The following is an 11894-nucleotide window of genomic DNA, read 5'->3' as shown; positions in this document are numbered from 1 at the left end:
CTGCCCCATTGCCCCCATCTACCCCCAATCCTGGGGAAAGAGCCCCTTTCCCATATCCGGGGAAACCCTTCCCCAGCGCCGGGCAAACGCCTGTGCGCCGGGCCTCTCACGGCCGTTTTCTGCGGTTGGCATGGGAGTTGCCGAAGCCCTGTCAACTGACCCATATCCAAGGGGCAGGTACTCTGATAGAGGGAATACTCATGCACCCTTTACTGTCCAAAACCACGATCGCCCTGATCGTGAGCGCTCTGGCCCAAGGCGCTGCCCAGGCTGCGCTGTTTGCTGTAGATCCCGGCCCCTACGTACCAGCCACGGGTGGCTTCGCCTCTTGGTATCAGGACACCCATGGTCGAACCCTTGATCTGTGCCTGACAAAAGCTGTCAGTTCAAGGGTTCCTGGCGTCCCCGGCACGCCGTCCTACATGTGCCTTTTGGGCGCCGTTCCTGGTGTTTTCGACGATACACAACCCATCGTTTTCCCGACCAACTTTCCCGATGAAGCGTTCTGGTTTACCGGCGACGGCTCCATCGTCGACGCTGCCCGAGGCATCGACCTGACCTATGTCAGCGCCGTAGAAGCCGCCTTTGCCGCAGAAGAACCGAAAGAAGGCGATCAGGTCAGTTTTGGCCGTATCCGTATTCGGGTCGACGTGCCCACCGCCGGTGTCTACACCATCACCCACCCCTACGGCGTCGACATCTTCGACGTGCCCGCCGGTGGTCGCCGCGCGATCAACATGACCCGGGACATCGGTATCGGCACACCGAAAACCTACGATGGCGCACTCAAAAGCGACATCGGTCCGTTCCTGCGCAGCGTCAACGGCCCCTACACCGAGACCAACCCGGTCACCGGTGCAGCCGAGCAGTTCGTTGGCGATCCAAACCTGGAAGAAGCCTTCACCGGCAGCCCTTTCAACACCAACTTTATCCGCATCGAAGGGCCCAACGGACTGGACTTGCGCACCACGGTGATGGCCATTTCCGGCAAGTTGTCGACGGTAGTCCGCCCAACTCCGATCATCGCCGAACGCAGCACGTACTCGCGTAAAGCCGGTGCCAGCGCACCGGTGGCGCAACAAGACGTTTTCGTGATGGCGCCACCGCCACCGGCCATCGTGACGCTGGACAGCAACAGCCCAGTGCTGAACCTGACCGAGGCCAACACCGCCGGCCACTGGTACGCACAGTCCTCCACCAACCCGACGTTGCCGAACAACCTGGTGGTGACGGCTGACAACCATCTGGCCATCGCGACCAGCACACCCACCTCCTTGTCCATGCCGCTGACCGACCTCGTCGTGATTTCAAAGGCCGAGTACAGCCTGAGCAGCGGACAGATCACTGTCGTGGCTTCGACCAGTGATGAAACTTCGCCACCGGTCCTCACCGTCACCACCGGCAACGGGGTCGCCATCGGCGCCCTCAGCGGCGATGGCGCGGTGAAAAACCTGACGACCGGCATTACGCCGATTCCACCGGCCAAGGTTCACGTGGCGTCATCCAATGGCGGCGGCGACACCGAAGAAGTGGTCATCGTGCAATGAACGCTCTCATGCCCAGATCTGCATCAGGAGGCATCATGAACAAGTGGCCACGCTTCGCGCTCAACGCGCTCGGGCTGACTCTCTCGCTAACTGGCAGTGCGTTCGCGCAACTCGCTGCCGTCGACCCCGGCCCCTACACCTTCGCCACGGGGAAATTCCCCATGTGGTACCAGGACAGCAGTCTGCTGAAACTGGAACTGTGTCAGTCGAAGGCAACCAGCTCGCGCTCACCCACCGCACCGGGCGCTCCCACCTACATGTGCATCCTGAATCCGGAACCCGGTTTTTTCGATGACACGTTGCCGATCGTGTTCCCGGATAACTGGCCACCGGAAGCCTTCTGGTTCCTCGCCGAAACCAGCATCAACGATGTCGGTGGGTATGGCGTGGACGCCTATGTGGCCGGGATCGAAGCGGCATTCTCTGCCGAAGACCCAATCGACGGCGACCAGGCAAGCTTCGCGCGGATTCGTCTGCGGGTGAACGTGCCTGTTGCCGGGACCTACACCATCACCCACCCGTACGGTGTGGAAACGGTCAACGTCACCACCCCGGGCCGTCGGGCGATCAACATCACCCGCGACATCGGCATCGGCGCACCGGGCAACTTCAGCGGCGCGCTCAATGGTGACGTCGGACCGTTCCTGCAAAGTGTCAACGGCCCTTACACCGAAGTGAACCCGGAAACCGGCGCCATCGAAACCTTCGTCGGTGATCCGAACCTCACCGAGGCGATCAAAGGCAGCCCCAACAACACCAACTTCCTGCGCATCGTGGGCCCGCCCGGGACCATCCAGACCAACCTCTTCACCGTGTCCGGCAAGATCCTCGACAGCCGCGCGCAAACCGCTGTGGAGATCGGTCGCGCGACTTACCGTCGCGTCGCTTCTGGTACCCGGGTCGAAGTGTTCGGCAAATCGGCGAACAATTCGGTCCTGTGCTTCCGCGAAAGCGTGGCCCTGGTTGCCGGACCACCACAAACGCCATGCCTGACCGGCATGCTCGGCGACAACACTGGCCAGTTCTTCGGCCATCGCCTGACCGGTAGCACCGTACCTCCGGTGGTGGTAGTCACCGCAACGGATCCGACCAGCACCAACCGGCCGACCGCGGTATCCAGCAAAGTCTCTGACGTGGTGAAAGTGCAGACCGCTCGCTACAACTGGAGCAATCACAGCCTGCTGATCGAAGCCACCTCGTCTGACGAAGTGGTGGTACCGGACATGGTTGCCCAAGGCTACGGACGGTTGACCAAGTCCGGCACCCTGCAACGCCTGACCGTCGCCGACCTGACTCAGCCACCAGCCACCGTGACGATCAAATCGGCCTCGGGCGGCAGCGATACCGAGCCGGTCGTAGTGGTCGGTACTGCGCCGGACACCGGTGAAAACCAGGCGCCGATCTCTGTCGCCGACAGTGGCACCACCACCGCTGGTGTTCCCGTCACCCTGAACCTGGTGGCCAACGACAACGATCCGGACAACAACACGCCACTGAGCATCTCGTCGTTGACCCCAGCGGTCGGTGGCGGCTCCGTGGCATTGAGCAGCACTTCAACGGTGATCTATACCCCGCCGGCGGTGGTTACTGCTCCGTTGATCGCGACCTTCACCTACAAGGCTCAAGACGCCAAAGGCCTGGCCTCGACCACTGCGGCGACCGTGACTGTCACCGTGAATCCGCCGCCTAATCTGGCGCCGGTGGGTGTGGCTGACAGCATCTCGACCCAGGGCACCGCCGCAGTGAACATCAACGTGTTGGGCAACGACAGCGATCCGGACGGCAACGGACCACTGGCTATCGCCAGCGTGACGCAGCCTCTTCGCGGCGCCGTGGCCATCAATGGCACGGCAGTGACCTACACGCCTCCGGCGGTGATCCTCGCGCCTTTCACCACGACCTTTACCTATGTCGCACGGGACAGCCTCGGCGCCCTGTCGGCACCGGTCACCGTCACGGTGCAAGTCTCACCCCCTCTGGTGCTTGAAGTCTTCAACGTAACGGCTGCCACCGTCACCGCACGTGCCGGCAACCGCTTTACCTGGAACTTCACCGGTACGTCCTCGACGATCCTCGGCAACACCGTGACCATCCAGGTCACCACGCCGACCGGTCTGGTCACCCTGGGCACCGCCAACGTGGCAATTACCGGGCGCTGGACCTTGAACGTCACGAACGCGGTCGTCCCATCGGTCAACCCGACGGCGACCATCCGATCCACACCGGGCTCTGTACGCACCATCAACGTCACCGTGCAGTAAGCGCTCGCCCCACCGGCCGACCCGGCTGGTGGGGCAAGCCCTCAACCAAAGGACAAGGCCATGAAAACGTCGACCGCCGCCCTGCTCTGCCTGCTTCTGCTTTGCAGCAGCGCAGGCGTACGCGCCGACGATTTGATGGAGAACGATGACCTGGCGCCCGGCGCCGATCTCGGCGAGCTGCCACCTCCGGTGGGCCAGCAAGCACTGATCGACCAGAACGGCCAGGCCAACATCGCGCTGTTGCAACAGAACGGCCAATCGCTGCTCGGCCAGATTGTGCAGTCGGGCAGCAATCAGGAAGCCTACATCCTGCAACAAGGCAGCGACCTGATGGCATTGATCAACCAGCAGGGTTCCGGCAACGCCGCATCGATTACCCAATCGGGCAGCCACAACCGTGCGCAGATTTCCCAGAACGGCAACAACAACGACGCCAACATCGTCCAGGCCGGCACGGGTCAGCAAGCCGCTGTGACCCAGGCAGGCAATGGAATGAGCGTCTCGGTCACTCAATATCGCTAAAGCACTGCACCACTTGGAGGTTTCATCATGTTCAAACTGACGCCCATAACCGCCGCCATACTGGTCGTAATCAGTGCCCAGGCATTGGCCGATGACAGCGAGTCCATCCAGAACCAGTTCGGTACCGCCAACATCGCCGATGTGAAACAGAGCGCGGCGCCGTTCAGTACCGCCACCCAGCAGCAACTCGGCTCGGGCAATGACGCGGCCGCCGTGCAAGACCACGCGACCAGCACCATTACCCAGACCCAGGTCGGCGACTACAACGCCGGTTACGCCGAGCAACTGTACGAAGACAACAGCACCATCACCCAGACCCAGACCGGCAGCGCCAACGTCAGCCATGCCAGTCAATCGATCGGTGTCGGCGGCGGCGAAGCCCTGCAACTGCAGCAAGGCAGCGGCAACTTCTCGTTCATCTATCAGGACAGCCAGGAAAACACATCCGGCCAGACCTACCAGTACGGTGACAGCAACGAAGCCAACATCGAACAGATCCAGCTGGGCATGGCCAACAACGCCGTGATCATCCAGTACGGCACCGCCAACTACGCGACCGCCGAACAGATTGCTCAAATGGGCGGCCAGATCAACATCAACCAGGCCGGCAGCACCAACTATGCCTATGGCGACCAGCGCTATGGCGAAGGCGGCACCCTGACCATCAACCAGTACGGCGACGGCAACGGCACCGAAGTCTGGCAAGACACCCAGATCAACGCCCAGGCCACCATCAACCAGTACGGGCAGACCAACGAAGCCATCGTCGACCAGAGCTTCGGCCAGGACAACGTGGCCACCGTGCTGCAAGTCGGCGACCTCAACGCCATCTACGCCGACCAGTTCGAATCGCTGGGCTCCACCGTCGCGCTCTATCAACAGGGCACCGGCAACGTGCACTTCACCTACCAGACTGGCGACGGCCATGTGCTCAACGCCAACTCGGTGGGTAATGACAACAAGGTCTACGCCAGCAACTGGAAAGGCCCGCAACTGGGCGGCCAGTTCGGCAGCAACCAACGCGCCACCGTCAACCAGGCCGGCAATGGCAACATCGCCAGCTTCACCCAGGACGGCATTGGCCACATCATGACCACCAACCAGACCGGTACCGGCAACAAAACCACGGTCAGCCAGACCAACTCGTTCAACGAGCTGTACTTCGACCAGAACGGTAGCGACAACATCCTGATCTCCGACCAGCGCGGCACCACCAACCTGGCCCAGGGCAGCACCAACGGCACCGGCAACAGCACCGAGTTCAACCAGGAAGGTCTCGGCAACCAGGCGTACACCGCACAGGTGTATGGCGACGACAACATGATCACCATCAAACAGGCTGACACCATGAACGTGGCCTACGTCACCCAGGGCGGCACCGGCAACATTGCCAGTGTTGATCAGAGTGGCAACTACCAGAACGCCAACGTGCAGCAGTTTGGTACGGCCAACCAGGCAACAGTGTTGCAGCAGTAATCGCGCGGCGTGAAAAACCGCGGCCCTTGAAGGGGGCCGCGGTTTTTTTTGAAGATAAATGGTATAGCTGTTAAAACTCTCTACTGGAACAGTTTTGATCATCTACAAAATAAAAAACTGCTCTCTAATTCGCCTCGCCTCCTGCATATATCGGAAAGCACTAGGGTTACGTGCACCCTGAAGATTACGATAATAGATTATAGCCTCTGTTTGACTTGGACGATCATTAAGCCTTACTTCAGGATCAAAATTTCCATTTTCTGCCGCTTCAATTAATCTTTCAGAGGAATACACTTCGCCTTTTTTCATTCGACCAGCTTTTATATAGTTCATCAGTTTAAGTTGTTCATTCTGGCTGGCAGGTATGCCAACATTTCTCTCCAGAAGTGCACTCTCCCGCTTTATTATAGAATAATCGTTTAGAAATTTTTCGTTATACAACCGGTCATTTTTTCCTAAAAAATTGAGCCGGTCAGTTTGACGACGTGCTTCGATGGCTTGTTCTACAGTTACCCCAGGCTTTAATGAAACCCTCCTATCAGCAGGATAAGCCAGTTGAATTGTCCTCGTCTCATCTATTAATTTCCTTTCTACCCTTGCCGCCACTTGTGCTGGTACGAATCGTCGCCAGCGCGTTCCGGCAATCGCTACCGGAATTACAGAATGTCCGTCTGAGTCAGTCAAATTGATCGGATCGCCTAAACAATACGCATACGAATTCAACCCACCCTTGCCAAATGGACTCAGACTGTCCGGACTGTTAAACCGCAACAACACCGGGTTGAACGCACGATAGCCATTCCCCAATAGATAATGCCCTGTCACGGGGTCAGGTCGTTCGCCGTTGAACCCCAACAAACTGGATAAGCCGCTTTCGGCAATGCGATGCCCATATGTGGTGTAGGCAATGGGTCGCCGTTGGTGACCGGCTTCCAATGCTTGCAGGACCGAGCGTTGCAGGTCAGTAGCCAACAACGTGGTGTCGTGTTTGTTATCCAGGTAATGCTTTTGCGCCAGCAAATGGTCTTCGTGCTGAACGAAGGAATAGTGCAACGCTCCTTGGATTTCGGTGGTTAGGCGGCTGTTGCAGTAGAAGCGCTGATGCGCGGCTATGTCCGGGTGAGTTTGGCCGATCAGACGATCCAGTGGGTCGTATAGATTGCGGCAGAGCAGATGGATGTGAGGGGTAGACATTGGCGCCTCCGAGCTTTCAGGGTCTGAAAACTCGAGTATCGGCGCTGGATTGAGAGCTGGGTACTAGCAGAACTGATAGTCATTTTTTGCGCAGGGGCGCGGTTATTGTTGTGGCGAGGGAGCTTGCTCCCGCTCGGCGGCGAAGCCGTCGCAAACCCGGTTGAAGTGGAATCAAGAGATAGATACTCACGGGATTTGGGGTTGCTGCGCAACCCAGCGGGAGCAAGCTCCCTCGCCACAAGGGTTGTGTCAGCCCTGCGGATCCAGGTTATCCAGTGCCCGGTTCACTGCCAGTTCGCCGAGCATGATGATCTGCGCAATGCCCAGCAACGCGTTGCGCTGAGGGCCTTCCACGAACCCGGCGAGGTCACTGGCCATGACACTGGCCGAGGCCAGGGATTCGCAGGCATGGGCCAACAGTGATTCGGTGGTGATGTCGGGGACGATGGTGAACATCGTGCTGGGTTGGCGCGGTGATTCAGGGTCTTTTGGAGGATTGAGATGGTAATCCAACGCGCGGTCGGCGGCTTCGTGGAGCTTTTTGGAATCGGGGGAATCGTACGGGGAAACGTCGTCGGTTTCGGGGGGGTTGGGTGTTGGTTTGAACATGGTAAAACTCCTTGATCAATGGAGCTGCCACTCGTCGCTGCTAAACGGACTGGGTGGCGGCTGTACGCGGGTTAGCAGACCAGGGATCAAGGAACCCGGCGCACCGAAGTGCCCCACGCACAGCCACCATAGGGTGACACTGGCGAGCCTTGAAATTTACCGAGCTGCTAAACCCGATCGCTGAATTGCCAGCGACACGGGAACGATAAAGACCAGGGACAAGGCGCACAAGCCGGCGGATTCTGGCGTAGTTGTAGGCAACGACGCAAGGTGATGTAGCTTTCAGGAAGATACGCCGACGGCTTTTAAACACGCCTCCGAGGCCCACCAAAAATCCCTGTAGGAGCGAGCCAGCTCGCGATGCGGTGTGTCAGACAACATCACTGCTGAATGACACACCGCCATCGCGAGCAGGCTCGCTCCTACAGTTGAATTGGGTGCATCTGAGAGGGATTGGTTGGCTGGCAGGCCGCCATCGCCAGCAGGCTGGCTCCTACAGTTGGATTGGGTCCATCTGAAAGGGATTGGTTGGCTGTGAGGCCGCCATCGCCAGCAGGCTGGCTCCCACAGTTGGATTGGGTGCATCTGAAAGATATTGGTTGGTTGTGAGGCCGTCATCGCGGGCAAGCCTTGCTCCTACAGAGAAGCAAAGACAAAGGCAAAGGCAAAGGCAAAGGCAAAGGCAAAGGCAAAGGCAAAGGCAAAGGCAAAGGCAAAGGCAAAGGCAAAGGCAAAGGCAAAACAACCTACGCCGTCGCTCTTAACCACTCAACAGGCCGAGCGTTAGCTCGCCTGCCGCTCTTGATCTTGATCCACCCGCCCCCTCGGAAGGCTGAGTGGAGGTGTTTATCCGGGGAGTGGCGCGCAGCGCCGTTCGACGCAGTCGAACACGCTGCATGTAGGTCGTCGCGAAGCAGACCGGAGGGCAGTGTCCCCGGATGAATACCGGAGCGAAGGAACCCCGAGCCTTAGCGAGGGGCCGTACGTTCGGGGCGAGACCTTTGGTTCCTTTGGGGCGTTTGCCAAAGGGACTCGCCGTAAGGGCGAAACCATAAGCCGCCGTTACCGCAGAAATGGATATGTACACGGTCAACAAAATCCCGATCGGCTATCAGGCCGCCATCGCCAGCAGGCTGGCTCCCACAGGGAATAACGAAATCCGCAAGAACCAGGTCGGCCCGAAGGCCGCCTCGGTTCACTCATCCGAACTAGAACCCGACCCTGAACCCGACTCCGACCCCTCAGGCACCACTTTGGCCTGAGTCAAATACCGGTCCAGCGTCTCGTTCTGCGTAGACACCGAATTGTCCCCCGCCACCTGCCACAAACGCCGCTCGATCCCCTGCGCCAGCAAATGCCCCACCGCCGATTCGATCGCCGACAACACACACAACTGCGCCGGTTCGTTAGTGGTGTAGCCGACTTCGGCTTCGAGCAACTTCTTGAACTCGATGAACTTGAACACGCCGGCACTGCGGCCCACGGAGTAGATGGTCTTGCTGGTCATCACGTTGGCGAGTATCTGGCCGCTGCGCACGTCCACTGCCCGCAGGTTCACGGTGACCTGGTCCACGCGATACTCGCGAGAGATGTCGATACCCAGGTAGCGTGCCCCTTCCCCGCCGCTTTTCACGTTGGTGTCGTAGGCGATGATCCCGCCTTCGAGCATCATGTTCGCCGCTTGCAGCGGTGGCAGTTCACCCTGGATATTCATCGGGGTATTGGGCTTTTTCTGCGAGGCGCGGATGATCTTGCGCTCGGTCAGCAGGTTCTGCAGCCCTTCACGTTCCAGCACCACGAACCAGCCGCTGGCCTGCATCGCGTCCATCAGCATGCTCGCCGCGCCCTGGGTGACGCTGGTGGAAAACGAGCTGGCGGGCGTCGGTTTGTACTGTCCGGTCTGGTCACGGAAGCCATACACCACCGCCATCAACCGACCCTTGGGTCGCGGCATGTTGATCAAGTCGTAATAGGTCGACGCCCGTGGTGTCAGGGTCGGGGTTTCGGTGTCCTGCTCGGCCCCGATCGGCTCGCGCAGGCTGCAGCCTTGAAGTGCTGCCAACAGCATCCCTAGCAAAATTATCTTTTTCATGTCCGTTGCTCCCCGTCAGCCAAAATCCCCTCAAGGGGCCAGGCCATTAACCTTGATTTCCGACACTTCACCGGTCGCTCGGTCGGTCACTTGAATCGTCAGTTGCCCTGAGTCGTCGAGGACGTTGACGATGAAAGCGTCTGTAGACAGGCTCCCGGTATTGCCGGTGGAGATGTTGTCCAGCAGTTGCCCCAGCAATCGCGATTGCAACTGGCTGCTGAAGCGCTCCAGGGCCGAGGTCCCGGTCAGCGTGGCGCGGTCCTTCAAGTCCGGATCGTCATAGTCGTTCTGCGCCTGGGCGTTGTTGAGCAGCCAGGTGCCGTTCAACGGGTTGCCGCCAAACGAGGGGTTGATGGGCGTGTAGACCAGCTCCGTGGCCTGGACCAGGCCGAAGCTGCCCAGCCCGAGCAAGCACAAACCGGTGCGCTGCAAGAACGTTTTCGTTTTCATAGTTCGTCCCTCTCAAGGTCCGTGGTGTCCTGCAACAAGGCTTCCAGCTTGCGCTGGACAATCTGCCCGCGTACCCAGTCGGCGGCGTCATAAGCCTCGTCCTTGAGCTCCACGGTGTTCGGCGGCAGGAAACGCCGGTAAACCAAACGTTGTTGAAATTCCACGGTCACCAGGCTGCCCCAGCGAGCCGAAGGTCGTTCGCGTACCACCAGGTTGAAATCCATCGGGCTGGTGGCCCGCAGGCGTTCACTGAACGAGTAGTAAAAGTCGTGGCCGATGTGCGAGATCGTGTCGTCGATGATGAACCCGAGCATTTCGTCTTCTTCGGCGGCCACCGAAGTGCTCAACACCAGGATCAACGCCAGGCAGAAGCGGTTCATGGCTGCACCGCCTGTGGCGATTGCGACGGGCCTTTGACCGGGCCTGATGCGCCATCGAGGAAGGCTTTCTCGGCTACGAACTGCCAGTCCTTGTAGCTGGCCATGCCGTTGAAATCCGACCATTGAGTGGGAAAGTCCGCCTGCTTCAGCGGCTTGTCGGTGGACGGGCTGCTGAGGCCGGTGATGCGTCCGTCGAAGCCGCGCATCAGGAACCATTCGCCGCCGCCAATCGGGTCCGGGTACAGCTGGCGGAGGTGGTGCTTGGCATTCGGAAAACGCTCGTCCTGCAGCAGGTCGGCCAGTTCTTTCGGGTACTGGGCCAAGCCGGGCGAACTGCGGTAGTAGCTGCGCAGCGCCTGGGCGTATTGAGTGCCGACCCACAGCAACTGGCGTTCGCGGTCACGGCGCGAGGCGGTGGACCACAACTCGCCGGCACTGGCCAGGCCCATGCCCATCACCATGATCAGGAACAGCACACCCAGGTAGGTGAAGCCGTCCTCTGATGCAGGCTTACCACTCGGAATAAAGGCTGCCATCACGCGCCCTCCCTGTGGCACCGCTCTTGATATCGGCAACGCCGCCGGCCACGCCTTCAGGCGGTGCAACCATGACCCAGGCGTCCTTGCGTTCGGAAATCGGGTCCATCGGTGGGTTGCGCAGGTAACGCTGCTCGACCAGTTGTTCGATGGAATCGGGATAACGCCCGGTGTCGCCGTAGTAGTGGTCCAGTGCTTCGCGCATCGCCGACAGGCTCTGGCGCAAGGTGGTCTCTTTCGAGGCCTCCAGGCTGTTGAAATAGCGCGGCAAGGCGATGGTCATCAGCGTCGCGATGATTGCCATGACCACCATCAGTTCCAGTAGGGTAAAACCCTTTTCCCGACGCATATGCTCACCACTCCCGGTAGGCGATGCCGTTGAGGCCTTTGCCGCGGGCCTTGGAATAAACGTCAAAGACGTCCTGCCCATCCCGCGGGTTTTCAGCGGTGCTGTCGTAGGAGCGCAAGCCCCAGCCGCCTTCGTCATCACGCTTGACCGCCGCCAGCGGGTCGTGAGGCACGCGCCGCAGGAAAAAGAACTTGGCACCCTTGGCACTGCGTACGTCACGAACGCCTTCGACCAGCACTTGCAGGTTCGGCGGGTAGCCGCTGCTGTTCAGCGACTTCTCGATGTAGCCCGCATCGAATGCCCGTTTGTAGGCGTCGATGGCATCGCGGATCTGGTACAGCGAAGTACGCAGTTCCTGCTCTTTGCCCCGGCGCACCACGGTCTCGGTCAGCGGCGCAGCCATGCCGGCCAGCAGGCCGATCAGAGACAGCGTCACCACGACTTCGATCAAGGTAAAACCGCGTTGCGAGGCGTTCAT

The 11894-nt window shown here is 59.7% G+C and carries 13 protein-coding genes; 4 read left to right on the top strand and 9 right to left on the bottom strand.

Annotated features, from left to right (window positions below):
* Positions 1-200 precede the first annotated feature (200 nt).
* From V6Z53_RS13500 to V6Z53_RS13485, 4 genes are read left to right on the top strand one after another with little or no spacing between them, the layout of a single operon-like run.
* Positions 201-1547 (top strand): hypothetical protein, encoded by a 1347-nt coding sequence (locus V6Z53_RS13500; protein WP_338586011.1) that lies wholly within the window; start codon positions 201-203, stop codon positions 1545-1547.
* A gap of 35 nt (positions 1548-1582) precedes the next feature.
* Complete coding sequence (locus V6Z53_RS13495; RefSeq protein WP_338586010.1) at positions 1583-3808, top strand: cadherin-like domain-containing protein; 2226 nt, start codon at positions 1583-1585, stop codon at positions 3806-3808.
* Between the two features lie 60 nt (positions 3809-3868).
* Entirely contained in the window at positions 3869-4330 is a 462-nt protein-coding gene (locus V6Z53_RS13490; RefSeq protein ID WP_338586009.1) for a curlin, read from the top strand.
* A 27-nt stretch (positions 4331-4357) separates the two neighbouring features.
* Positions 4358-5806, top strand: coding sequence for a curlin (locus tag V6Z53_RS13485; protein WP_338586008.1), 1449 nt, complete (start codon positions 4358-4360; stop codon positions 5804-5806).
* Positions 5807-5908: 102 nt separating this feature from the next.
* Here the strand turns inward: V6Z53_RS13485 and V6Z53_RS13480 are convergent, their stop codons facing one another.
* The 9 genes from V6Z53_RS13480 to V6Z53_RS13440 all read right to left on the bottom strand — a co-directional run bounded on the left by V6Z53_RS13480 (position 5909) and on the right by V6Z53_RS13440 (position 11894).
* Positions 5909-7000, bottom strand: coding sequence for an RHS repeat-associated core domain-containing protein (locus V6Z53_RS13480; RefSeq protein WP_338586007.1), 1092 nt, complete (start codon positions 6998-7000; stop codon positions 5909-5911).
* A gap of 249 nt (positions 7001-7249) precedes the next feature.
* A complete protein-coding gene (locus V6Z53_RS13475; protein ID WP_338586006.1) occupies positions 7250-7609 on the bottom strand; it encodes a DUF6124 family protein in 360 nt (119 codons plus the stop codon).
* Positions 7610-8245: 636 nt separating this feature from the next.
* Positions 8246-8377 (bottom strand): hypothetical protein, encoded by a 132-nt coding sequence (locus V6Z53_RS13470; RefSeq protein ID WP_338586005.1) that lies wholly within the window; start codon positions 8375-8377, stop codon positions 8246-8248.
* 427 nt (positions 8378-8804) lie between these two features.
* A complete protein-coding gene (locus V6Z53_RS13465; RefSeq protein WP_338586004.1) occupies positions 8805-9701 on the bottom strand; it encodes a CsgG/HfaB family protein in 897 nt (298 codons plus the stop codon).
* Between the two features lie 30 nt (positions 9702-9731).
* Positions 9732-10151: a curli assembly protein CsgF gene (locus tag V6Z53_RS13460; protein ID WP_338586003.1), complete on the bottom strand. Its 420-nt coding sequence runs from the start codon at positions 10149-10151 to the stop codon at positions 9732-9734.
* The gene (gene csgE / locus V6Z53_RS13455) at positions 10148-10531 is read right to left on the bottom strand and encodes a curli production assembly/transport protein CsgE (RefSeq protein ID WP_338586002.1); all 384 of its coding nucleotides are present in this window, start codon (positions 10529-10531) and stop codon (positions 10148-10150) included. The genes V6Z53_RS13460 and csgE overlap by 4 nt, the downstream gene beginning before the upstream one ends.
* Positions 10528-11067 carry a type II secretion system protein gene (locus V6Z53_RS13450; RefSeq protein ID WP_338586001.1) on the bottom strand — a complete coding sequence of 180 codons (540 nt, stop codon included), beginning with the start codon at positions 11065-11067 and terminating at the stop codon, positions 10528-10530. The genes csgE and V6Z53_RS13450 overlap by 4 nt, the downstream gene beginning before the upstream one ends.
* Complete coding sequence (locus tag V6Z53_RS13445; protein WP_338586000.1) at positions 11042-11416, bottom strand: type II secretion system protein; 375 nt, start codon at positions 11414-11416, stop codon at positions 11042-11044. The genes V6Z53_RS13450 and V6Z53_RS13445 overlap by 26 nt, the downstream gene beginning before the upstream one ends.
* Before the next feature lie 4 nt (positions 11417-11420).
* A complete protein-coding gene (locus V6Z53_RS13440) occupies positions 11421-11894 on the bottom strand; it encodes a type II secretion system protein (RefSeq protein ID WP_338585999.1) in 474 nt (157 codons plus the stop codon).

The organism is Pseudomonas sp. MAG733B (assembly GCF_036884845.1).
Taxonomy (GTDB): domain Bacteria; phylum Pseudomonadota; class Gammaproteobacteria; order Pseudomonadales; family Pseudomonadaceae; genus Aquipseudomonas.
This window is presented reverse-complemented; position numbering and strand designations above follow the sequence as displayed.